Annotated in this window: 21 protein-coding genes; 18 read left to right on the forward strand and 3 right to left on the reverse strand. The window is 65.7% G+C overall.

All coding sequences use genetic code 11. From position 1 onward, the window contains the following. Positions 1-313: 313 nt before the first annotated feature. The 3 genes from BT183_RS20605 to BT183_RS19115 form a co-directional block, all read right to left on the reverse strand. On the reverse strand, positions 314-1,162 hold the full coding sequence (locus BT183_RS20605; protein ID WP_143145910.1) for a hypothetical protein: 849 nt from the start codon (positions 1,160-1,162) through the stop codon (positions 314-316). A 2-nt stretch (positions 1,163-1,164) separates the two neighbouring features. Beyond that, the gene (locus BT183_RS19110; RefSeq protein WP_072346594.1) at positions 1,165-1,431 is read right to left on the reverse strand and encodes a helix-turn-helix domain-containing protein; all 267 of its coding nucleotides are present in this window, start codon (positions 1,429-1,431) and stop codon (positions 1,165-1,167) included. A 200-nt stretch (positions 1,432-1,631) separates the two neighbouring features. Next, complete coding sequence (locus BT183_RS19115) at positions 1,632-2,912, reverse strand: tyrosine-type recombinase/integrase (RefSeq protein WP_072346596.1); 1,281 nt, start codon at positions 2,910-2,912, stop codon at positions 1,632-1,634. 302 nt (positions 2,913-3,214) lie between these two features. Between BT183_RS19115 and BT183_RS19125 the strand changes: the two genes are divergently transcribed. The 18 genes from BT183_RS19125 to rsfS all read left to right on the forward strand — a co-directional run bounded on the left by BT183_RS19125 (position 3,215) and on the right by rsfS (position 21,428). Further along, a complete protein-coding gene (locus BT183_RS19125) occupies positions 3,215-4,324 on the forward strand; it encodes a microcin C ABC transporter permease YejB (protein ID WP_072346598.1) in 1,110 nt (369 codons plus the stop codon). After that, entirely contained in the window at positions 4,324-5,445 is a 1,122-nt protein-coding gene (locus BT183_RS19130) for an ABC transporter permease (RefSeq protein ID WP_084603702.1), read from the forward strand. Before BT183_RS19125 ends, BT183_RS19130 begins: the two co-directional genes overlap by 1 nt. Next, on the forward strand, positions 5,442-7,115 hold the full coding sequence (locus tag BT183_RS19135; protein ID WP_072346602.1) for an ABC transporter ATP-binding protein: 1,674 nt from the start codon (positions 5,442-5,444) through the stop codon (positions 7,113-7,115). The genes BT183_RS19130 and BT183_RS19135 overlap by 4 nt, the downstream gene beginning before the upstream one ends. 398 nt (positions 7,116-7,513) lie before the next feature. Continuing rightward, positions 7,514-9,325: an extracellular solute-binding protein gene (locus BT183_RS19140; RefSeq protein WP_072346604.1), complete on the forward strand. Its 1,812-nt coding sequence runs from the start codon at positions 7,514-7,516 to the stop codon at positions 9,323-9,325. A 163-nt stretch (positions 9,326-9,488) separates the two neighbouring features. Further along, complete coding sequence (locus BT183_RS19145; protein ID WP_072346606.1) at positions 9,489-11,081, forward strand: ABC transporter substrate-binding protein; 1,593 nt, start codon at positions 9,489-9,491, stop codon at positions 11,079-11,081. A 44-nt stretch (positions 11,082-11,125) separates the two neighbouring features. Continuing rightward, positions 11,126-12,067 carry an ABC transporter permease gene (locus BT183_RS19150; RefSeq protein ID WP_072346607.1) on the forward strand — a complete coding sequence of 314 codons (942 nt, stop codon included), beginning with the start codon at positions 11,126-11,128 and terminating at the stop codon, positions 12,065-12,067. Beyond that, entirely contained in the window at positions 12,064-12,921 is an 858-nt protein-coding gene (locus tag BT183_RS19155; RefSeq protein WP_072346609.1) for an ABC transporter permease, read from the forward strand. Before BT183_RS19150 ends, BT183_RS19155 begins: the two co-directional genes overlap by 4 nt. Further along, complete coding sequence (locus BT183_RS19160; protein WP_072346610.1) at positions 12,918-13,733, forward strand: ABC transporter ATP-binding protein; 816 nt, start codon at positions 12,918-12,920, stop codon at positions 13,731-13,733. The genes BT183_RS19155 and BT183_RS19160 overlap by 4 nt, the downstream gene beginning before the upstream one ends. Beyond that, the gene (locus BT183_RS19165; protein ID WP_072346612.1) at positions 13,733-14,740 is read left to right on the forward strand and encodes an ABC transporter ATP-binding protein; all 1,008 of its coding nucleotides are present in this window, start codon (positions 13,733-13,735) and stop codon (positions 14,738-14,740) included. Before BT183_RS19160 ends, BT183_RS19165 begins: the two co-directional genes overlap by 1 nt. Positions 14,741-14,936: 196 nt before the next feature. Next, positions 14,937-15,626 (forward strand): 50S ribosomal protein L21, encoded by a 690-nt coding sequence (locus BT183_RS19170; RefSeq protein WP_072346614.1) that lies wholly within the window; start codon positions 14,937-14,939, stop codon positions 15,624-15,626. A gap of 12 nt (positions 15,627-15,638) precedes the next feature. Beyond that, a complete protein-coding gene (gene rpmA, locus BT183_RS19175; RefSeq protein WP_072346616.1) occupies positions 15,639-15,905 on the forward strand; it encodes a 50S ribosomal protein L27 in 267 nt (88 codons plus the stop codon). 129 nt (positions 15,906-16,034) lie between these two features. After that, positions 16,035-16,220, forward strand: coding sequence for a hypothetical protein (locus BT183_RS20870; protein WP_177282641.1), 186 nt, complete (start codon positions 16,035-16,037; stop codon positions 16,218-16,220). Further along, positions 16,211-16,750 (forward strand): GNAT family N-acetyltransferase, encoded by a 540-nt coding sequence (locus BT183_RS19180; protein ID WP_072346618.1) that lies wholly within the window; start codon positions 16,211-16,213, stop codon positions 16,748-16,750. Before BT183_RS20870 ends, BT183_RS19180 begins: the two co-directional genes overlap by 10 nt. Further along, on the forward strand, positions 16,747-17,790 hold the full coding sequence (gene obgE, locus BT183_RS19185) for a GTPase ObgE (protein WP_072346619.1): 1,044 nt from the start codon (positions 16,747-16,749) through the stop codon (positions 17,788-17,790). The genes BT183_RS19180 and obgE overlap by 4 nt, the downstream gene beginning before the upstream one ends. Positions 17,791-17,807: 17 nt before the next feature. Continuing rightward, entirely contained in the window at positions 17,808-18,956 is a 1,149-nt protein-coding gene (gene proB / locus BT183_RS19190; RefSeq protein ID WP_072346969.1) for a glutamate 5-kinase, read from the forward strand. Positions 18,957-18,982: 26 nt separating this feature from the next. Next, positions 18,983-20,224 (forward strand): glutamate-5-semialdehyde dehydrogenase, encoded by a 1,242-nt coding sequence (locus BT183_RS19195; protein WP_072346971.1) that lies wholly within the window; start codon positions 18,983-18,985, stop codon positions 20,222-20,224. Positions 20,225-20,241: 17 nt separating this feature from the next. Further along, on the forward strand, positions 20,242-20,880 hold the full coding sequence (locus BT183_RS19200) for a nicotinate-nucleotide adenylyltransferase (protein ID WP_342078985.1): 639 nt from the start codon (positions 20,242-20,244) through the stop codon (positions 20,878-20,880). 182 nt (positions 20,881-21,062) lie between these two features. After that, positions 21,063-21,428: a ribosome silencing factor gene (gene rsfS, locus BT183_RS19205; RefSeq protein WP_072346972.1), complete on the forward strand. Its 366-nt coding sequence runs from the start codon at positions 21,063-21,065 to the stop codon at positions 21,426-21,428. The last annotated feature ends 73 nt before the right edge of the window (positions 21,429-21,501 follow it).

A 21,501-nucleotide genomic window follows, 5' to 3' on the forward strand; every position in this document is an offset into this window, starting at 1 on the left:
TTGGTGTTGTCGACGGCGAGGTAGATACTCGGGCGCTTACGCTTTTCGCGCAGCAGCGCGTACAAGCTCTCAGCGGTGATGGCCTGCCTGCCGTTGATCTCCGTGGGGACAAGAGGGCCGAACTGGCGATGGTCGCGTATCCACGTCACCGAGCGACCTGCTATCCGTGCCGCATCTTTTAGAAGAATGGCGGCATCTGAAGACGGCGGGTTGTCCCGTCGAAGAGTTCCCATGGTTCACCTTCGCGATTTGGCGGTTCTGGCACGGTGCGCAAGTTAGGACCGCGAAGCTAGCGTGCTTTTCGTGGGCACTTTCACGCTGCTCGGCGGGCTTGCAGCAGTTTTGACCACTCTTTGATCGCTCGACTGTCGAGCGCGCAGACGGCCGAGATCGACAATCGGGCGGTCGGATCTTGTTCCGCCTCGCGGCGCCAATCGAAGATAAGGCGCGATCGCGTAGCTTTTCGCAGGTGGTGGAGGGTCAAGTGCTCGGGTTTGTAATAATCTCGCGCTCGCAGCCAAACCCCGTTTAGTACAGACCACTCCTGCGCGATTTCTTCTAACGCCGCTGTTTGGACATCCGCTGCCTGCTGAAGTATGCGGGCTCCGTCTTTGAGTACAAAGCTGTTTAGTGCGTTTCGAATGTGGCTGGCGCTGAGATTGCGCTCTCTGCCCATACCTCGGTTCATCAAAGCAGCCGTCATGCCCATAGCCTTCCACGGCTGGCTGGCATCTGGTACGGTCAAGAAGGCCCCGGTAATAATTCGTACAACCGTACTGCGCATTGGTCGCCAGTCTGCATGCGCCAAGCCCGAAGGGCTCTTCCCGTTGTATCGAAGCGCGGCGACTTCATTCCTAGCCAGCGATCCTAGTGCAGCGACAGCTGCGTAGTGACGAAGAAACCGCTGCCCTTCCTCGCTTGCTATGCTTTCGGAAGGTACGAAGGCCTGCAGTAATTGCCGCCCTACATTCTCGTATGCGGCTCGCAGGAACTCGGTGCGCTGTGCGCTATATTCCAGTATAATACTTTCTGAACCATCCGCCGACGGGGGCAAAGGTAGAGGCTCGCCTGTATAGATGCGCCGCTCGGTCTCAGAGAACAGCTCGCTAAGATAATAAAAGTGCGTCGAGGCTGCCTCTTCTGGATACACCTTTTTGCTCATGTTCATGACATCCAGTTCTGCGCCGCGCGGGCCGATCGCTTCGCCCTAGCTGCTGCGCCTTGCTGCGATGGCGTCCACGGCTCTGCGCTTTCCATGAAGCGGATCAGGCTGTCGGTGGGGACCATGGTACGGCCGCCCAGCCGTTTGAATTCCAGCCGCCCTTCGGCCTGCGCCCGGTAGAGCGAAGCGGCCGATAGGCCCGCAATCTCACAGGCCGCGTTCATGTTCTGAAGGGGGCGGGATCGCCAGTCGAGGGTTTCATGCGCCATTTTTCACTCCGAGTTGCTACGGAGTGCAAGTAAGGCATAGTCAAAACTGTTGTAAAGCCGGAATTTAATGCAGGTGCGCAAAGTATTGCCATACAACCTGTATGGCAATACTTGCTTTCTGAGGCGCCAAAACGGAGTAGTCCTAGATAACGCTTTGTTTTGAATATCAAATTTGATAATACAAATTGTCCGATTGGCGCTCAGAACGAGATTTGAGCCCTTCGAGATAAATCTTCTGTGACGTCGACGATGAATGCGGAGTAATGGCGCTCCACCATCTCCGAGCTGGTGTCATGCAAGGCCGCAACGAGGCGAACGGGCAAGCCAGCGCGCAGCCCCCGGACGATTGACGAGTGCCGCAGTGCATAAGGGATGGTGCCTTCTGGCATCTCAGCCTTAGCGCATGCCAATGTCCACGGCTTGTCCATCTCGTGCGCCGTGCCCCAGGCGCGGCGTCGGTCCTTTTCCCATCTCACAGAGCCGATCTTGCGATAGCCCCACCTCTCAAGCAGGGGCGCATCAACCGGCCGCCCGTCTGCTGCCGGGCCCAAGCGGGCCATCACATCGTCAGCTAGAGGGATTGCAACTGGAGGCTTTGCTGTCGCAGCGCGCCCCTTCTTTGAGCTCGGCATCAGGATGCGGCGCTGCTGTTGCTGCAGGGAACCAACGGTAGCCGCTGCCAGCTGCGAAAATCTGGCTCCCGTCGCCGCGGCTAGCAACACCAAGCGGCCGAAATCCCCATCGGGGTCCACGTCGAACGAGGCCGCAACGAGACGCTGGACCTGGGCATCAGAAAGGATCTGCTTTCTCGCTTCACCGGTCACCGTGTGGGCACGCGTGCCGATCCTGATCTCGTCGAGCAGGTTGGCGGGAAGTTCCCGCCGCCTCTCCTCCACGGCCGCGTTCAGCGCCGCGCGGAGATCGTTCAGGAGCCGGTTGACCGTCGAAGCCGCCAAGGGCTCTATCTCCCCGTCCTCTGACTTCGATTTTGCCAGTCCTTCCCGCCACTCTGCGATTGTGCCGGCCCTAAGCCGGGAGAGTGGAGTGGCTGCGAACTTGCTATCTGCCAAAACATGCTTGGTAAGCCGGCCGGTGGCGTTCTTGCCGTCACGGGCAGAGCGGCGCTCCCGCACCTTGCCGTATGCCTCCACCGCCGTTCGGACGGTGGGCCCGGTCGCGTCGCCCGCTCTCGATGCGGCTATTGCGTTGGCCTGCCGCTGGCCCCAGTCCAATGCGGCAGTGACGGCCTGCCGAAATTTGAGGGCGCCCGCCGGAGCGCCGTCGTCATCTGCCAGTCCCAGGCGCTCCTCGAGCCGCTTCTTGTCCAGAATGATCTTTGCAACCCATACCCCGGCGCCGCTCGCGCCCTTACGGTATCCGAGCGACACGCCGCCTCGGCCGCCGCTCACGCCCTGCCAGTATGGGTTCTTTCGAGGCGCCAACTTGGCCCGCTTGGCGATAGTGTCGATCTCTGAAGCCATGTTTCCCACACATACGTCCCACAGTGCCGTGTGGGATAGCATGCAAAGCAGAAAGGGCCAACGCTTGAAAAGCCCGGGATCCCGGTGGATTATGGCTCTATCTTTTATCCAAGGCGCGAGGTATGAGGTTATGTATTGCCTTCACACGGCAGGGGTCACAGGTTCAATCCCTGTCGCACCCACCATCGGTCGATCGCCTGACCCAGGCATTCAGCCCCTCTTTGTGCCTGTCTTACACCCCTTGGTGAGTTGACGGCGCGCGTAACGGCCTTATGCTTAAAGCACTTTTTGCGTGAGGTCCGATGGGCGCCTATATCGTCAGACGCCTTTTGCTGATGATTCCGACGGTGCTCGGCATCATGGCGATCTCGTTCGTCGTGGTGCAGTTCGCGCCGGGCGGGCCGGTGGAACAGGTGCTGGCGCAGATTTCCGGCTCGAGCTCTGGCGCCCTTGGCCGCGTCACCGGCACGGCGGGGGGTGATTTCGAGGGCCAGAGCGCGGCAACGCCTTCGCCTCAGGGCGAGGCCAGCCAGTATCGCGGCTCGCGCGGGCTGTCGCCCGAATTCGTGGCATCGATCGAGCGGCAGTTCGGCTTCGACAGGCCACCGCTCGAGCGGTTCGGCAAGATGCTGTGGGATTATCTGCGCTTCGATTTCGGCCGCTCCTATTTCCGCGATATCGCGGTGGTCGACCTCATCATCGAAAAAATGCCGGTCTCGATTTCGCTCGGGCTCTGGATGACGCTCCTGAGCTACGGCATCTCGATTCCCCTGGGCATCGCCAAGGCGGTGCGCGACGGCAGCCGGTTCGACGTCTGGACCTCGGGCGTCATCATCATCGGCTACGCCCTGCCGGGGTTCCTGATCGCTATCCTGCTGGTCGTGCTGTTTGCCGGGGGCAGCTTCTGGTCGATCTTCCCGTTGCGCGGATTGACGTCGGACAATTTCGCCAGCCTGCCCTGGTACGGCCAGATCCTCGATTATGCCTGGCACATGACGCTGCCAGTGGTGGCGATGGCTTTCGGGGCCTTCGCGACCTCGACGCTTCTGGTCAAGAACTCGTTCCTCGACGAGATCCGCAAGCAATATGTCACCACCGCCCGCGCCAAGGGGCTGACGGAGCGGCGGGTGCTTTACGGACACGTCTTCCGCAACGCCATGCTGCTGGTCATCGCCAGCTTTCCCGCCGCGTTCGTCGGTGCGTTCCTGGGCGGATCGCTGTTGATCGAGACGATCTTCTCGCTCGACGGGCTCGGGCTCCTGGGCTTTGAATCGGTGGTCAACCGCGATTATCCGGTGGTCTTTGCCACGCTCTACATCTTCTCGCTCATCGGCCTCGTGGTCGGGCTCATCTCCGACCTCGCCTATATGTGGGTCGATCCGCGCATCGATTTCGAGGGGCGGGGCGGCTGATGGCTGAGGCTGCGCTGGAGCGGCGTCCGCGTCTTTCGCCCATCAACCAGCGGCGATGGCGGGTCTTTCGCGCCAATGGCCGCGGGTTCTGGTCGCTCATCCTGTTTGCCCTGCTGTTCTTCGTGACCCTCGGCGCCGAATTCGTCGCCAATGATCGCCCGATCGTTGCGAGCTACAAGGGCGAGCTGCTGTTTCCCGCCTTCGTCGATTATCCGGAAAGCAAGTTCGGCGGCTTTCTCGCCTCCACCGCCTGGCGCGATCGCTTCATCATCGAGGAAGTCGAGGCCAATGGCTGGATGCTCTGGCCGCCGATCCGCTTTTCCTATCGCACGGTCGACGAGGCCCTGCCTGTTCCGGCGCCCGCCCCGCCCTTCTGGACAATGGACCGCTCCGAACTCTGCCAGCGCATGCCGCTGGGCGTCGGCGACCCGGGCTGCACGATGGGCAATTTCCACTGGCTCGGCACCGACGATCAGGGCCGCGACGTGGTGGCCCGCCTCATCCACGGCTTCCGCATCTCGGTGCTGTTCGGACTGGTGCTGACCGGCCTTTCCAGCGTCATCGGCGTCGCGGCCGGGGCGGTTCAGGGCTATTTCGGCGGCTGGATCGACCTTCTAGCGCAGCGCTTCATCGAGATCTGGACGGCGATCCCGGCGCTTTATCTGCTGCTGATCATATCGAGCGTCATCGCCCCGAGCTTCTGGGTGCTGCTGGGCATATTGCTGCTGTTTTCCTGGGTGGCACTGGTGGGCGTGGTGCGGGCCGAATTCCTCCGGGGGCGCAATCTCGAATATGTGCTGGCGGCCCGCGCGCTGGGCGTGCCCGATCGCACCATCATGTGGCGCCATGTGCTGCCCAATGCGATGGTGGCGACGCTGACCTTCCTGCCCTTCATCCTCGGCGGATCGATCACGACGCTGACCTCGCTCGACTTTCTCGGCTTCGGACTGCCGGCGGGCTCGCCCTCGCTCGGCGAACTCCTGGCGCAGGGCAAGAACAACCTGCAGGCCCCGTGGCTCGGCATTTCAGGCTTCGTGGTCATCGCGCTCATGCTCTCGCTGCTCGTCTTCATCGGCGAAGCGGTGCGCGATGCCTTCGATCCACGCAAGGCGCTGCGATGACCATGGCGGCGCCCCTGCTTTCGGTCGAAGGCCTCGCGATAGACTTCCGCGATGGCGAGCGGATAACCCCCGCCGTGCGTGGCATCGATTTTTCCATCGCGCCGGGCGAGACGCTGGCGCTCGTGGGCGAATCAGGCTCGGGCAAGTCGGTGACGGCCCTTTCGATCCTCAAACTTTTGCCGCCCAGTGCCGAAGTTTCGCCGGCCAGCCGCGTGCTGTTCGAGGGGCGCAATCTGGCCACGGCCTCCGAGCCGGAACTCCGCGCCGTGCGCGGCAACCGCATTGCCATGATCTTCCAGGAGCCGATGAGTTCGCTCAATCCGCTGCACACGGTGGAGCGCCAGATCGGCGAAATTCTGTCGGTGCATCGCGGGCTGGGCCGGGCGGCGACCCGCGCCCGCACCCTTGAACTGCTGGCGCAGGTCGGCATTCCCGATGGCGAGGCGCGGCTTGCGAGCTTCCCCCATCAACTCTCGGGCGGGCAGCGGCAGCGGGTGATGATCGCCATGGCGCTGGCCAATGAGCCGGCTCTGCTGATCGCCGACGAGCCGACCACCGCCCTCGACGTCACCATCCAGGCCCAGATCCTGTCCCTGCTCAAGCAGTTGCAGCGCCAGCTGGGCATGGCGATGCTGTTCATCACCCATGATCTGGGCATCGTGCGCCGCATGGCCGACCGGGTCTGCGTGATGCAGAAAGGCGAGATCGTCGAGACCGCGCCGACGGCACGGCTCTTTTCCGCCCCCACCCATCCCTACACACAGCATCTGCTCGATGCCCAGCCGCATCCGGCCCCGCTACCCCTGGCGGCCGACGCCCCCGTCCTCGCTGCGGTCAGCGATCTCAAGGTCTGGTTCCCGGTGCGGCGGGGCCTGTTCCGCCGGGTTGTGGGCCATGTGAAGGCTGTCGATGGGGTGAGCTTTTCGGTGCGCGAGGGCGAGACCCTCGGCATCGTGGGGGAATCGGGGTCGGGCAAGACGACGCTGGGGCAGGCGCTGCTCGGGCTCGTGCCCTCGACCGGCGAGATCCGCTTTGCCGGCGCCCCGCTGCCCACCGGCAAGAAGGGCCTGCGCGCGGCGCGACGGCACATGCAGATCGTCTTTCAGGACCCGTTCGGCTCGCTGAGCCCGCGTCTGCCGGTCAGCGATATCGTCGAAGAAGGCTTGCGGGTGCATTTTCCCGCTCTCGACGCAGCCGAGCGCGACGCCAAGGTCGTGGCGGCGCTCGCCGAGGTCGGGCTCGATCCGGCGCAGCGCTTTCGCTATCCGCATGAATTTTCGGGCGGGCAGCGCCAGCGCATCGCCATTGCCCGGGCGCTGGTGCTCGAGCCGCGCCTCATCGTGCTCGATGAACCCACATCGGCGCTCGATGCCAGCGTGCAGGTACAGGTCATCGCGCTTCTGCGCAGCCTGCAGCAGAAAAAGCGCCTCGCCTATGCCTTCATCTCGCATGACCTGCGGGTGGTGCGTGCCTTGTCGCACCGGGTGATGGTGATGCAGGCGGGCCGGGTGGTCGAAGAGGGCGATGCCGAGAGCCTCTTTGCAAGGCCCAGGGCCGACTACACCCGGCTCCTGCTCGCGGCCGCGCTCGACCCCTCGTCGAGCGGGGACGACGACAGGCCCCGGACGGGCTATACTCCCCAAAACTCGGATGGTTCGGAGACCCCATGATCAAGCGGCTGCGTGCATGGCCCCTCGCCCTTTTGACCGCCGGCCTGCTTCTGGCCGCCTGCGACTCGAGCCCCCCGCCATCCCCGCCCGCCAACACCCAATCGGCTCCGGCGACGCCGGCCAACGCGCCAGCGCCCGCCAACAGCACGGCATCGGCTCCCGTCATGCCGTCGAACAGCCCGGCGCCCCCGGCTCCGGGAAATGCAGCGCCGGCAAATGCGGGCCCGGCCGTTCCGCTGGCTCCCGCCAATGCGATGAGCGCGCCACAGCCAGCCGGTCCGCAGACTGCCCCTGCCACAGCGGGTCCGGCGAATGCAGCGCCCTCCGCTCCTCCTGCGACTGCTGCGCCGCCCTCCGCCGGCCCCCAGGCCGACACGGTCGTGCCCGAGGTTTCGCGCATGGCTGTGCCCGCCGCGGCCGCTGCTCCGGCAGGCGACCGCGTCTGGCGACATGCGGTGTCGCTGATGGGCGAGCCGAAAATGCCGGAGGGCTTCGAGCGCTTCCCTTACGTCAATCCCGAGGCGCCCAAGGGCGGGCAGGTGCGGCTTTCCGAACTGGGCAGCTTCGACACCTTCAATCCGCTGCTGCCGCAGGGCGAGGTGGCGAGCGGGCTTGGCCTCGTTTTCGAGCCGCTGATGCGCGCCTCGGACGATGAGGTCTCGACCATGTATGGCGGGCTCGCCGAAGCGCTGTCCTTCCCCGATGATTTCTCGTCGGTGACCTTCCGGCTCAACCCACGGGCGCGCTGGCACGATGGCGAGCCGGTCACGGCCGAGGACGTCGTGTGGTCGTTCGAGCAGGCCATCGCGCTCAACCCGAGCCAGGCCAACTACTATTCCCATGTCGAAAGCGTCGCGGTCACCGGACCGGGCGAGGTCACCTTCACCTTCGACGAGGTGGGCAATCGCGAACTGCCCTATATCGTGGGGCAGGTGCTGGTGCTGCCCAGGCATTGGTGGGCGGCGACGGGTCCCAACGGACAGCCGCGCGCCATCGGCGCGTCGACGCTGGAACCGCCGCTCGGCTCGGGCCCCTACCGCATCGGCGCGTTCCAGGCGGGTCGCTCGGTCGCCTTCGAGCGCGTCCCCGACTATTGGGGCGCCGACGAGCCGGCCAATATCGGGCAGAACAATTTCGGCACCATCCGGTATGAGTACTTCCGCGACACGACGGTCATGTTCGAGGCCTTCAAGGGCGACCAGTTCGACTGGTGGACGGAGAACATCGCCCGGCGCTGGGCGCGGGAATATAATTTCGCCGCCGTCACCGAAGGCCGCGTCGTCCAGGAGCTGTTCGAAAACCCCTATCGCAGCCTCGGCGTGATGGTCGGTTTCGTGCCCAATCTGCGGCTCGAGAAATTCCAGGACCCGCTGGTGCGCGAAGCGCTTTCCTATGCCTTCAATTTCGAGGAGCTCAACCAGATCCTGTTCTTCGGGCAGTATGAGCGCATCAACTCCTATTTCTACGGCACCGAACTGGCGTCGAGCGGCCTGCCGGAAGGCGAGGAACTGGCAATCCTGCAATCGGTACGCGACGGGGTTCCCCCCGAGGTCTTCACCGAGTCCTACACCAACCCGGTCGGCGGCGATGCGAGCCAGCAGCGGACCCTGCTGCGCCAGGGTCTCGCGCTCCTGACCGAGGCGGGTTACCGGCTCGACGGCAATCGGCTCGTGGATGCGTCTGGCCGGCAACTGGCGTTCGAGGTGCTGCTCAACGGACCCACCATCGAGCCCGTCGCGCTGCACTGGCAGACCAACCTGCGGGCCATGGGCATCGAGATGACCATCCGCACCGTCGACAGCGCCCAATATGTGCAGCGCGTGCGCTCGCGCGACTACGAGGTCATCTATGGCAGCTGGGGGCAGTCGCTGTCTCCAGGCAACGAGCAATATGACTATTGGGGCTCGGTCTCGGCCAACGCGCCCGATACGCGCAATTATGGCGGCATCGCCGACCCTGCTATCGACGAGCTGATCCGGCAGGTGGTCTTCGCCGATGACCGCGAGACGCTCGTCGCAGCGACGCGCGCGCTCGACCGGGTGCTGCTGCACCATCATTTCGTGCTGCCCACCTACACCTTGCGCAGCGCGCGCGTGGCGCGGTGGGACCGGTTCAGCCACCCCGAAATCCTGCCCGAATACGATATCGGCTTTCCCGCCACGTGGTGGTGGGACGAGGCCAAGGTGGCGCGCACGGGCGCCCCCCGCTAGCAGCTAGGCGAGACGGACAGGCTGACAAGGAGAAGCGATTTCCGTCTCACGAAACGGGCGCGGGTTTACAGGCGAGAGGGGCTGAGGCCTGCTAGGGGCAGCAGGCTGGCAGGGCGACCGGGGAGGGGCGCACTGCCGGCGTCACCCTCGATGGAGACCCGATATGAGCAAGCCCGTCGCGTTCGATCCGGCCCTTTCCGGCGCCGCTGAGCCTTTCGCACTGTCGCGCCGCAGCGTGCTGCGCATGGCGCTGATGACCGGCGCGATGCTGGCGGTTCCGGGCGTCTTCGCGCAAGGCGCCAGCCCGCAGCGCGGCGGCACGCTCACCATCGGGGCCGATGCCGATCCGATCGGGCTCGACCCCACGACGCTCACGGCCTTCTCGTCCTTTGATTTCACCTCGCTGATCTATTCGGGCCTGCTGCGCTGGACTCCCGACATGCAGATCGAACCCGATCTGGCGGTGAGCTACGAGCAGCCCGACGATACGACCTATGTGTTCAAGCTCCGCGAGGGCGTCAAATTCCACAACGGCCAGGATTTCTCGGCCGAGGACGTGAAATACACCTTCGACCGCATTCTCGATCCGGCGACCGCGAGCCGCCTGCGCACGCAATATTCCAACGTCACCTCGGTGACGGTGATCGATCCGCTGACGGTCGAGTTCAAGCTCGCGACCACCGATGCGGCCTTCCTCAACTACCTTGCCACCAATCCTGACGGGGTCGTGGTGCCGCGCGGCGTCGAAGGCATCAACGAGAACCCGGTGGGCACGGGCCCCTTCGTCTTCCAGTCCTACCAGCCCAACCAGCAGCTGACCCTCACCGCCAATCCCGATTACTACGAAGAGGGGCAGCCCTATCTCGAGACAGTGATCTTCCGCTTCCATCGCGACCAGTCGACCCTGACCTCGGCGCTGCGCTCCAAGGCCATCGACATGACCTGGCTCAAGGATCCGCGCGTTGCCGGGCAGATCGCCCGCACCTCGCCCGATCTCGTTTCGGCGCCGGGGCAAACCTCGCGCACCTTCCCGGTCTGGCTCAACATGAAGGACGGGCCCTTGACCGATGTGCGGGTGCGTCAGGCGCTGAGCCTTGCCACCAATCGCGAGGCCTGCGTCGCGGCGGTGCTCGGCGGATCGGGCAAGGTCGGTGCCATGCTGCCCGAAAGCCAGGTCGGGGGCTATGACGGGGTGTCGGAGCTGCCCTACTACAAGCATGATCCCGAACAGGCCAAGGCGCTGCTCGCAGAGGCGGGCTATGCCGATGGCATCGATCTTGGCGAGTATATCGTGGTCGCCGCCAACCCGCTCGATGTGGCCTGCGCGCAGATCCTGCAGCAGCAATGGGCGGCCGCCGGCATCACGGTGGCCATCAACCCGATGGAAACCGCGCCGCTCCTCGCCATGTGGACGCAGGGCACCTATCCGACTTTGCTCTCGGTTGCGCTCTCCTGGTCGCCCGATCCCGATGCCATCCTGCAGCGCCTCGTTTCCACCGGGGCCTTCGGGCAGGCGCAGGGCATGGCCGATACCGAGCTCGATGCGATGATCACCGCCGCGCGCGCCGAGATCGATCCGGCAGCCCGTGCCGAAAAGCATCAGGAGATCCAGCGTCGCATCGCCGAAAACGCCTATGTGCTGCAGATTTACCAGTATCCGCTGCGCTGGGAACTGTGGTGGAACTACGTTCAGGGCTATGAGCCGCTTGCGGCCAATATCCGCTCCTATGTCCGCACCGCCTGGCGCAGTGCCTGATGCCCTTGAAAGACCACACCGGCGTCGGCGGGGCTGACTAGGCCATGGCCCGCATCATCCTCGTCCGGCTCGGCTGGACGGTCGCGATCCTCCTCGGGGTGTCGCTCATTGCCTTCATGCTGATGCGGGCGCTGCCGGGCGATTTCGTGCTGGCGGCGGCCGGCACGACCTCGGTCTCTCCCGAGGTGCTGGAGACGATGCGGCGGGATCTGGGGCTCGACCGACCGTTGCTCGAGCAGTATTTCGCCTGGCTCGGCAGTGCGCTGCAGGGGGATCTGGGGCGCTCCTTCGTCACCCGCGCCCCGGTGATGCAGGAAATCTGGCCGCGCTTTGTCGTCACCATCCAGCTGACCCTCGTGGCGGCCATCATGGCGATGCTGATCGGGGTGACTACCGGGCTGCTCTCGGCGCGGCTCAAAGGGCATTTCGACTGGCTGGTGCGGGTGATCAACGGGCTCAGCCTCGCGATCCCGAACTTCGTGGTGGGAACGCTGATCGTGCTCTTGGCAGGGCTCTATTTCCCGCAGATCGCGGTCTTCGGCTACACGCCGTTCCTCGTCGACCCCGTCGCCAACATCAAGAGCCTCATCCTGCCCGGCTTTGCGCTGGCGCTGGCCGTGTCGGTGACGATTTCGGAAAATACCCGCGCGGCGGTGCTGGAAGTGGCGAGCCAGGATTTCGTGATGGTGGCTCGTGCGAAGGGGCTCAGGCGCTCTACCGTGCTCTACAACTATCTGGTGCGCAACGCGCTGACACCGATCATCACGGTGACCGGACTTCAGGTCGCGACGCTGCTGGGCGGGTCGATCCTCGTCGAAACCATCTTCGCCATTCCGGGCATGGGGCAGTATCTGTTCGATTCCATCACCAATCGCGACTACCCGGTCATACAGGCCATCGTGCTGATGGCCGCGGCCGTCGTGGTCTTCGTCAACATGCTGGTCGACATCGCCTATGCCCGGGCCGATGCGCGGGTGGCGTTGTGAGCGGCCCGGCGATCGCTGCCGCGCCGGCGCACCGCAAGGTTGGGTTCGCGAGCGGCTATCTGCTGCTCGGGCTGGGGCTCGCCATGCTGGCGGTGATGGTGGTCGTCACCGTGCTGGCGCCCTGGATCGTGCCCTACAATCCCACCCTCACGGCCGGCATCTCGCTGGCCCCGCCCAGCCCCGAGCACTGGCTGGGCACCGACATCATCGGCCGCGACATCCTTTCGCGCCTGATCATGGGCGGGCGAACGACGCTGCTGATCACCGTCGTCGCGGTTACCCTGGCGCTTGCCGCCGGGCTCGTGCTGGGGCTGGTTTCGGGCTATCTCGGCGGCGCCGTCGACGAGGCGATCATGCGCATCCTCGATGTCATCTTCGCCTTCCCGGTGTTCCTGCTCGCCATCGCCGTGGTGGCGGCGCTGGGCCCCACCATCCCCAACCTGATCCTCACCATCGCCATCGTCTACACCCCCGCCATGGCGCGGGTGGTGCGCGGGCCGGTGCTGAGCGTCAAGCAGTGGGACCATGTGGAAGCTGCGCGCAGCATCGGGGTTTCCGATACGCGCATCGTCACCCGCCACATCCTGCCCATCGTCATTTCGCCCGTCGTGGTGGAAACGAGCCTGACGCTGGCGCAGACCATCTTCACCGTCACTGCATTGTCGTTCCTGGGGCTCGGTCCGCCGCCGCCCGATCCCAACTGGGGCGGCATGCTGTCGGAATCGCGCCAGTTCATGGAGCTTGCCCCGATGACGGTGATCGCGCCGGCCGCCGCCATCGTCTTTGCCACGCTCACCTTCATCATCCTCGCTAATGGCCTGCGCGAAGTGCTCGATGTGGGGAGCCGGAGATGAGCGCCGAGCCCTTGCTGTCGGTTGAAAATCTCACCGCCTCGATCGCCACGCGGCGCGAGGTGGTGGAAGCGGTGCGCGGTATCTCGTTTGATATCGCCAAGGGCGAGGCCGTCGGCTTTGTCGGCGAGAGCGGCTGCGGCAAGAGCGTCACCGCGCGCGCCATCATGCGGCTCGCGGCCGAAGGCACGCGGGTTCGGCTCGGCGGCGCGATACGCTTCAAGGGCCGCGATCTTCTGGGCCTCAGCGAGGCCCAGATGCGCGATGTGCGCGGGCCCCAGATCGCCATGGTCTTCCAGGACCCCATGTCCTCGCTCAACCCCGTCATGACCGTAGGCAGCCAGATCGACGACATGCTGATGCGCCACAAAGGGCTCGGCAGGCGCGCCGCGCGGACGCGGACGGTGGAGCTCCTCGCCTCGGTGGGCATCCCCGATCCGGCCCGGCGCGCCGATGATCATCCGCACCAGTTCTCGGGCGGGCAGCGCCAGCGCATCATGATCGCCATCGCCATTTCCTGCGATCCCGAGCTGCTGATCGCTGACGAACCGACGACCGCGCTTGATGTCACCGTGCAGGCGCAGATCCTGAGGCTCCTGATGGCGCTGCGCGAGGAGCGGGGCATGTCGCTGATGCTGATCACCCATGATTTCGGCGTCGTTGCCGGCATGGTCGAAAAGGTCAACGTCATGTATCGCGGCGAGATCGTCGAGGCCGGCAGCGTCGATGCGCTGTTTGGGGCTCCGCAGCACGACTATACCCGCGCGCTTCTGGCTGCCGTGCCGCGCCTCGACAGGGCAGGGGGGCTCGGGTGATGGCGCGTGACTCGAGGCCAGAGGGGCCGATGCCCGAGGGGCCGGTGCTCGAGGTGCGCGACCTCTCCGTCACCTTCCCGGCGCGGGGCGGGGCCGCGCCCGTCATGGCCGTCGATCGGGCGAGCTTTTCGATCGCGCCCGGCGAAACGCTGGGGCTCGTCGGGCAGTCGGGCTCGGGCAAAACCACAACCGGCCGCGCCGTCCTGCAACTCCAGAAGGCAAGCGGGGGGTCGGTGCGGCTCCTCGGTCGAGAGCTTTCAGGCCTGTCGCGGGGCGACCTCAGGCGCATGCGTCGCCATATGCAGTTCGTGCAGCAGAACCCCTATTCGAGCCTGCATCCCCGCCTCACCATCGGGCAGATCCTCTCCGAGCCGCTCGAGGTGCATGGCGCCGTGCCGCGCGACCGGATGGCCGAGCGGGTGGCCGAGCTGCTCGATCTCGTCAATCTCGATCCGGCGATGGTCTCGCGCTATCCGCACGAGTTTTCGGGCGGCCAGCGCCAGCGGATCGTCATTGCGCGGGCGCTGGCGGTCAATCCCGATTTCGTCGTCTGCGACGAAGCCGTCTCGGCGCTCGATGTGCGCACGCAGGCGCAGATCGTGAGGCTTCTGCGCGACCTTCAGGAACGGCTCGGGCTCGCCTATCTCTTCATCGCGCATGATCTTGCGCTTGTGCGCGAACTCGCCCACCGGGTGGCGGTGATGTATTCGGGGCAGATTGTCGAGATCGGCCCCTCCGATCGGGTCTATGCCTCGCCCGGGCACCCCTATACGCGCATGCTGCTCGATGCCATTCCCGTGCCTGATCCGGGGGTCCAGCGGGCCCGCCTGCGCACCGCGCCCAGGGAGATGACCTTCCTCGACCGGACGGCCGGCCCCTGTCGCTTCGGGGAGGATCACGCGGCGACCGGTTCGGCCCCGATGCACGAGATCGGGCCCGGCCACTTCGTCTCGTGCCGCTTCCATCCGGCAGAGACATCCACCGGTCCGGCGCATGCGCGATCTTGACTTCGGAGCCGGTTGCGGGGATAAGCCGGGCCAGACGTGCCGGCCTTGCGCTGGCGCGTAGACTATCCATGGCAATCGCAGCCCGAGGCCAGGCCGGATCGTCCGGCTCCCACTTCCGGGAAAGTCCGCGTCCACAAGGCGCGGCGCCGCAGGGCGCGGACAAGCAGGGACCGGCGTTTGAAGCGCCGGCGAGCATATGAATTTTGCAGTGATCAAGACCGGCGGCAAGCAGTACAAGGTTGCCGCCAACCAGGTGATCAAGGTCGAGAAGCTGGACGCCGAGGTCGGCGATATCGTCACGTTCGACCAGGTTCTGGCCGTGGGCAATGGCGACGAAGCCACTTTCGGCGCCCCGCTCGTCGCCGGCGCGCTGGTTGCGGCCGAATATGTCAGCCTCGACAAGCAGCGCACCGTCATCGTCTTCAAGAAGAAGCGCCGCCACAATTACCGTCGCCGCAACGGCCATCGCCAGCTGCTCTCGACAGTGCGGATCACCGAGATCCTAACCGGCGGGGCCCAGCCCTCCGCCAAGGCCGCGGCGCCCAAGGCTGCCGCCGCTGCTTCGGCCGAGACGAAGGCCGCAAAGCCGGCCAAGGCCGCAAAGGCCGAGGCTTCGGCCGCGGGCTTCAACGATGATCTCAAGCTCATCGGCGGGGTCGGCCCGGCACTCGAGAAGAAGCTGAACGCCGCGGGCGTCACCAGCCTCACGCAGATCGCCGCCTGGGGTGCCGACGATATCGCCAAGTTCGACGCCGAGCTCAACTTCAAGGGCCGCATCGAGCGCGACGAGTGGGTTGCCCAGGCCCAAGATCTGGTTGCCGGCAAGCCGCCGCGCGCCAAGGTCGATCAGGACAGCGCGGCCGCCAAGGCCGAAGACAAGCAGTAAGGAGCCCGCATCATGGCACACAAGAAAGCAGGCGGCTCGTCCCGCAACGGTCGTGACAGCGCCGGTCGTCGTCTCGGCGTCAAGAAGTTCGGTGGCGAGAGCGTCATTCCGGGCAACATCATCGTGCGTCAGCGCGGCACCAAATGGCATCCGGGCACCGGCGTCGGCATCGGCACCGATCACACCATTTTCGCCGTGATCGATGGCACCGTATCGTTCCGAACCCGCGCCAATTCCAAGAGCTTCGTGTCGGTCATTCCGGCAGAAGCCGCCGAATAGCCGGCACGGACCCTTAGGCCCCTGCCGGAGACCAGCTCCCCGGCATGCCGCCCAGGCCACAGACGCATCTGGATTGCAGCAAAGGGGAGCCGGTCAGACCGGTTCCCCTTTCTCGTCTGGAGACACATCATGGCCAGCATCGCCGCACGTAACGCCGCCGCAGCACTCACCACCCGCAATCGCTTGTCCGCCTTTGCAGCTCTTGGCGCATCAAGGCCGGCGCGATGGCAGCAGGCGATGCCGGCAAAAGACCATCCCCACGCTCTTCGGCAGCCCGTCGTGCAATCGCGGCTGGAGCAACCAAGATGGATGTGACGCTTGAGACGCGGCGGCTGGTGCTGAGGCCGCCCCACCCGGCCGATGCAAGGCGCATGGCGAGCTTTCTCGACAATTTCGCGGTGTCGGGAAACCTCTCGCGCGTGCCGTATCCCTATCGGCTCGCCGATGCGCGCGATTATCTGGCCCGCTGGCAGAAGGACGCGCCGGCCGAGGAAACCAATTTCGTCATCGATCTGGATGGCGAGTGCTGCGTCGGCCAGATCGGCTTCCATGGCGACGCGTTCGGCCCGGTGGTCGGCTACTGGCTGGCGCAGCCCTTCTGGAGCCGCGGGTTGATGAGCGAAGCGGCCAGGGCGGCCATCGCGTGGTATTTCGAAACCACCGGGGCGCTGGAGCTGCGGTCGGGGGTCTTCCACTTCAACCGCGCTTCGCTCGCCATTCAGCGCAAGCTGGGCTTCGTGGAAACGGGCATCTCCATGCGGCACTGCCTTGCGCGGGGCGAACAGGTGCGCCATATCGACACCATTCTGACACGCGCCGCCTGGGCGGAAAGAGACGGACAATGAAATTCCTCGACCAAGCCAAGGTCTATGTCCGCTCCGGCGATGGCGGTGCGGGGGCGGTCGCGTTCCTGCGCGAAAAATTCGTCGAGTTCGGCGGCCCCAATGGCGGCAATGGCGGGCGCGGCGGCGATGTCTGGGTGGAATGCGTCGATGGGCTCAATACCCTCATCGACTATCGCTACCAGCAGCATTTTCGCGCCGGCACGGGCGTTCACGGCATGGGCAAGAACCGCACCGGGGCCGATGGTAACGACGTGGTGCTGCGCGTGCCGGCCGGCACGCAGATCTTCGAGGAAGACAACGAGACGCTGATCGCCGACATCACCGAGGTCGGCCAGCGCTTCCGCCTGCTTTCGGGCGGCAATGGCGGCTTCGGCAATGCCCATTTCAAGACCTCGTCCAACCAGGCGCCGCGCCGCGCCAATCCCGGCCAGCCGGGGGTGGAAAAAGGCATCTGGCTGAGGCTCAAGCTCATCGCCGATGCCGGTCTTCTGGGCATGCCCAATGCCGGCAAATCGACGCTGCTCGCCGCTGTCTCGGCCGCGCGCCCCAAGATCGCCGATTATCCCTTCACCACGCTCCACCCCAATCTGGGCGTCGTGGGCGTGGGCGGGCGTGAATTCGTCATGGCCGACGTGCCGGGGCTGATCGAAGGGGCGAGCGAAGGCGCCGGCATCGGCACGCGCTTTCTGGGCCATGTCGAGCGCTGCGGGGTGCTGCTGCATCTGGTCGATGGCACGCAGGAGGATGTGGTGGGGGCCTATCGCATCATCCGCACCGAGCTTGCCGCCTATAGCGAAGTTCTGGCCGAAAAGCCCGAGATCGTCGTGCTCAACAAGATCGACGCCCTCGAGGCCGAAGAGGTCGCCGCCAAGCGCAAGGCGTTGCGCAAGGCGAGCGGCGCCGAAGTGATGGCCATGTCGGGCGCTACCGGCAAGGGCGTCGAGGCGGTGCTGTTCCGCGTGCTCGCCGTCATCGATGGCGGCCCGGCTGCGGCCGAGGAAGAGGCCAGGGCCGAAGCGGCCGGGCCCTGGACACCCTGATGGGCGCGGCCGAGGCGATGAGCGGGCTCGATGACGCGCTGGCCCCGTTCCGGCGCATCACCATCAAGATCGGCTCCGCACTGCTCGTGGATGGGGCGACGGGCAAGCTGCGCACCGCGTGGCTTTCGAGCGTCGCCGCCGATGTCGAGGCCCTGCGGCGCGATGGGCGAGACGTGGTCATCGTCTCCTCGGGCGCCATTTCGCTGGGGCGTCGGCTGCTCGGGCTCTCGGCCCGGTCGCTGACGCTCGACCAGAGCCAGGCGGCCGCCAGCGTCGGGCAGATCGCGCTGTCGCGCGCCTGGCAGGATGTTTTGGGGGAGCACGGCATCGTCGCCGGACAGATTCTTCTCACCCCCAATATCACCGAGGAGCGGCGCTATTACCTCAATGCGCGCACGACCCTCGTGACGCTTCTGGGGCTCGGCGCCGTGCCGATCATCAACGAAAATGACAGCGTCGCCACCTCCGAAATCCGCTATGGCGACAATGATCGCCTTTCGGCCCGCGTGGCGACGATGATCGATTGCGACCTTCTCGTGCTGCTCTCGGATGTCGACGGGCTTTATACCGCCCCGCCCGCCAGCGATCCTGATGCCCGCCACCTGCCGCGCGTGCCCGAGATCACGCCGGAGATCGAGGCCATGGCCGGCGGCGCCGCCAGCCATCTTTCGCGCGGGGGCATGACCACCAAGATCGAGGCCGGCAAGATCGCGACCAAGGCCGGCACGGCGATGATCATAGCAAAAGGTACGGAAGCCCATCCGCTGGCCGCCCTGCGCATGGGCGGGCGCCACACGCTGTTCGATGCGGCGCAGAGCCGGGGACAGGCGCGCAAGCGCTGGATCATGGGCACGCTGGAGTTGCGCGGCGCGCTGCATGTCGATGCCGGCGCGGCCCGTGCCCTTGAAGCGGGCAAGAGCCTCCTGCCCATCGGGGTGACGAGGGTGGAAGGCGATTTCGGCCGGGGCGACGCGGTTGCGATCATCGATCCCGAGGGCCACGAAATCGCGCGCGGGCTCGCCGGGCTCGACAGCGAGGCGGCCCGGCTCGTCCGGGGTCGCCGCTCGACGGCCATGGCCGGCCTCATCGACAGCGTCGACCGCGCCGAACTGGTGCATCGCGACAACATGGTGCTGCTCGCCGGCAGCGAAAGGAGCAGCCCGTGAACGCCCCGCTCGATCTTGCGGCCCTGATGGCCGAAATGGGTCGCAAAGCCCGTGCTGCCGCCTCCGTGCTCGCTCAGGCTTCGGCTGAGGACAAGCAGAAGGCCATTCACGCCGCCGCCGATGCCCTTGATGCAGCGCGCGCAAAGGTGCTCGCGGCCAATTCCGAGGATATGGCGGCAGGGGCCGAGCGCGGCATGAGCACGGCTTTTCTCGATCGGCTGAAGCTCGACGACAAGCGTATCGACGGCATCGTTTCGGCGCTGCGCGTCGTCGCCGACCTGCCCGATCCTGTTGGCACCACCATCGCCGACTGGAGCCGCCCCAACGGGCTCAGGATCTCGCGCGTGCGCACGCCTCTGGGGGTCATCGGCGTCATCTTCGAAAGCCGACCCAATGTCACCGCCGATGCCGGGGCTCTCTGCCTCAAGTCGGGCAATGCCGTGATCCTGCGCGGGGGTTCGGACAGCGTGCGCTCATCGGGCGCCATCCATGACGCGCTTGTTGCGGGTCTCGTTGCGGCGGGGCTGCCGGACGACGCCATCCAGCTCGTGCCCACCACGGATCGCGCCGCCGTCGGCGAGATGCTGAAGGGGCTCAATGGCAGCATCGACGTCATCGTGCCGCGTGGCGGCAAGACGCTGGTGGCGCGCGTGCAGGAGGAAGCGCGGGTGCCGGTATTTGCCCACCTCGAGGGGCTCTGCCACACCTATGTCGATGCCTCCGCCGATCTTGCCATGGCGGTTTCCGTGGTGGTCAACGCCAAGATGCGTCGCACCGGCATCTGCGGCGCCACCGAGACGCTGCTGATCCATCGCGACATCCTCGACACGCATCTGCTGCCCATTCTCACCGCCCTGCGCGAAAAAGGCTGCGAGGTTCGCGGGGATGCCGAGGTGCTGGCGCGCCTGCCCGATGCCGTGCCGGCGACAGAGACCGACTGGCGCACCGAATATGAGGATGCGATCATCTCGGTGAAGGTCGTGGCCGATGTGGGCGAAGCGATCGCCCATATCGAACACTATTCGAGCCACCATACCGAGGCGGTGATCGCCGAGGACCCGGCGGTGGTCGAGCGGTTCTTTGCGGGCATCGATTCGGCCATCCTCATGCACAATGCCTCGACCCAGTTCGCCGATGGCGGCGAATTCGGCTTTGGCGGCGAGATCGGCATCGCCACCGGCAAGATGCATGCGCGCGGGCCGGTGGGCGTCGAGCAGCTCACCAGCTTCAAATATCTGGTGCGCGGCACCGGGCAGACGCGGCCCTGAGTGAGCGGTCCAAGCGCGTGATCGGGGCAGGCGGCTGGCAGGCGATGCGGCCGCCGCCCGCCTTTCCGGGCATGCGGATCGGCCTCTTTGGCGGCAGCTTCGATCCCTTTCACGAGGGGCACCGCCTCGTCGCCATGGAGGCGCTGAAGCGGCTGCGGCTCGATACCGTGTGGATCCTCGTGACCCCGGGCAACCCGCTAAAGGATCGCAGCGGCCTGCCGCCCTTGGCCCAGCGGATGGCCGATGCGCACAGGGTGATCGACCATCCGCGCATCCGCGTCACCGGGTTCGAGGCCGCGCGCGGCTTCACCTATTCCTACGAGACGGTCGCCTGGCTCAGGCGCCGCTATCCCGGCGTCGATTTCGTGTGGATCATGGGAGGCGACAGCCTGCGCAGCTTCCATCGCTGGCAGCGGTGGCGCGACATGGCGCGGCTCGTGCCCATCGCGGTGCATGCGCGGCCGGGCTCCGTGCGCATCGCGCCCCGGTCGCGGGCAGCCCAATGGCTCGATGATGTCCGTATCCCTGAAGACGAGGCGGCGACGCTTGCGGGCAGCACGCCACCGGCCTGGACCTATCTCACCGGGGTGGTTTCGGGGCAGTCCTCGACCGCAATCCGGGCGCGGCGGCTTGCGCTCGGCGGATCGAGTGACTAAATCTTGCGTTTGTGGCACAAAGCGTGACCACCAGAACGGGATTACGACGATCGCGACCGATTCTCGATCTACCGTCAGAGAGCCAGCCAGAGGACTGTTGAGCAATTAATGACCCGTGCCGAAAGCACACGGGCGAAGGCATATCGTTGATGATGCCCTCGTCAAGCGACACTACCGAAGCCATGCCCGCCGCCGCCGGCCCGCGCGAAGCCTCAACTTCGGCCACCCCGGTTCTGGATCTCGTGCTCAAGACGCTCGAGGATGCCAAGGCCGAAGAGACGGTTTCCATCGACATCACCGGCAAGTCGCCCCTGACCGACCATATGGTCATCACGTCGGGGCGTTCGCATCGCCATGTCGGGGCGGTCGCCGATCAGCTGGAGCGCGCCCTGCGCGAGGCCGGCTATGGCAAGCCGCGGGTCGAGGGCCTGCCCCATTGCGACTGGGTGCTGGTCGACGCCGATGATGTGATCGTGCACATCTTCCGGCCCGAAGTGCGCGACTTCTACAATATCGAGAAGCTCTGGTCGGCCGAATTCACCGACTGAGCCGGCTCTTACACGTCGCCTCGTCATACCGGCGAAGGCCGGTATCCAGTTCTGGCGCGAAGGAAACTGGACC

Origin of the sequence: Devosia enhydra (assembly GCF_900119845.1) — a bacterium.
Classification (GTDB): Bacteria; Pseudomonadota; Alphaproteobacteria; order Rhizobiales; family Devosiaceae; genus FPKU01.